1 protein-coding gene is annotated in these 1,889 nt (G+C 72.6%); it reads right to left on the bottom strand.

Features of this window, described 5'->3' with window-relative positions:
- Positions 1-56 precede the first annotated feature (56 nt).
- Positions 57-1,889 (bottom strand): insulinase family protein (locus GPA_RS13685; RefSeq protein WP_462486145.1); only part of this gene is annotated, 1,833 nt, incomplete at its 5' end.

Genomic DNA, 1,889 nt, shown 5'->3' with positions numbered 1-1,889 from the left:
CTGGCGCCGCGCCAGCGCGCGCGCCTTGAGCGGCGCGTCGAAGCCCGCCACGGTGCTCACCACGTAGCCCTCCATGGCCTCGGGCTTCGGGTCGAACGCCTCGACCAGGCTGCCGAGGCAGCGAAGCGTGCGAGCGTCTCGTCCAGATGCGGGTCGCGGTAGGAGTAGAAGCGCAGGTTGCCCGTGCGCGTCGCGCCGAAGCCGGCCCCGTAGGCGCCGCCCTTCACGCGCACCTCGTTCCACAGGAAGTCGTAGGACAGCGCGCGCGCGGCCACCTGCCACGCCCCCGTGTAGGGTGCGCCGTCGGCGCGGCGGTCGAAGCCCTGCGCCGCGTAGCACACGTCGGTGGGCACGATGAACGCCTCGTTGCGCACGACGGGTGCGGGCACGGCCAGCAGATGCTCGGAGGAGCCGGCGCGGCCCGTGACGGCCCCGGCCTTCCAGAAGCGCTCGAAGTCGTCGTCGGAGCCCGTGAAGCCCACCGTGCAGCCGTCGTCCACGAACAGGCGCCCCGCCAGCTCGGACAAGCGTGCAGCCAGCTCGTCCGAGCGCTCGTCGTAGTGCGCGAGCAGGTCCTTCAGGAAGCGGTAGAAATCCACGCCGCCCAGCTGCTCGCGCACGACGCCGGCCGGCAGGTAGTACGATGCCGCGCGCGCCATGGCGGCCGCATGGCCGGCTGCGGCGAAGCCCTGCTCCATGCCGATGCGCCGCTGCTGCAGCACGTCCTTGATCTTCCCGGCATCAGAGAAATCGGTCTCCAGCATGATCTCCAGCGGAAGCTCGCAGGCGGCCTCCACGTTCTCGGAGAGCGCGCTTGCGCCCACCACGAGCTTGGGCGCCAGATCACGCGCGCCGTCGTCGCCCTCGTAGATGTCGGCGAAGAACGAGAGGCTGCCCAGCCGGCCGTTCACCAGCGTGTCGATCTCGGCGGCCGTGTGGCGCGCCGTGCCCAGCTTGCCCAGCACGAGCGCGAGCACGGCCACGTAGGGCAGCTCCTCGAAGCGTGCGCGTCCCAGGTCGAAGTAGCGGTAGGCGTACGCGATGCCGCGCGTGGGTATATCGTGGCGCACGCAGGGCACGGGCGTGCCCCCTGCCAGGCCGTAGGCGGGCTCGACGGGCGCCGGGCCGATGTCGGCCACGGACAGCCGCGGCAGCGTGGCCAGCGCCTCGGGCGAGTCGGGCTCGGTCTGCAGGCGGCGCAGCTCGGCCTCCTCGTCGGCCACGCGCGCGAAGTCCTCGGGGCCCATGGCGGCCTCGGCGGCCCGCAGGCGCTCGGACTCGTAGGCGTCCCCGTCGCCCTCCAGGGGCCGCACCTCGGCCAGCGCCCAGTGGTCGCTCTCCAGGAACACGTCGATCATCAGGCGCTCGAAGTAGCCCGTGCCCAGCTCGCGGCGCAGCAGGGCGAAGTCGTCCTCGTAGCGCAGGTAGGTCGTGGCCATCTCGTCGTCGTAGAGCCAGCCCGAAAGCGCCGTCATGGACAGCGCCACGCCGTCGGCCATGCCGAAGTCGCGCTCGCGCATGACGAACTCGGCGCGCGAGAGCGACGCCTCTACGAGCGTGCGGTCGATGCCCTGCTCCGCCGCGGCGCGCAGCGCGTCCTCGAAGGCGGCGCGGAAGCGCTCGGCGGCTCCGGGCTTCGACCCGCGCAGCTGCACGACGGCGAACGGCTGCAGCATCCCGTCGGCCACGAACGCCTGCACGTCGTCGGCCAGGCCGGCGTCGAGCAGCGCGCGCTTCGCCGGCGCCTCGTTGCTGCCCATGAGCGCGTCCAGCAGGATGTCCACCGCCACGAGCCGCGTGCGCTCGTCCGCGTCGCCTATGACGTAGCCCAGGCCTGCGCAGGCGTTCTCGGGCGCCGTGTCCATGTCGCGCACCACGTGCGCGGCCAC

This window comes from Gordonibacter pamelaeae 7-10-1-b (assembly GCF_000210055.1).
GTDB lineage: Bacteria > Actinomycetota > Coriobacteriia > Coriobacteriales > Eggerthellaceae > Gordonibacter > Gordonibacter pamelaeae.
Note: the sequence above shows the minus strand (reverse complement) of the source record. Positions and strands in the feature narration are given on the sequence as shown.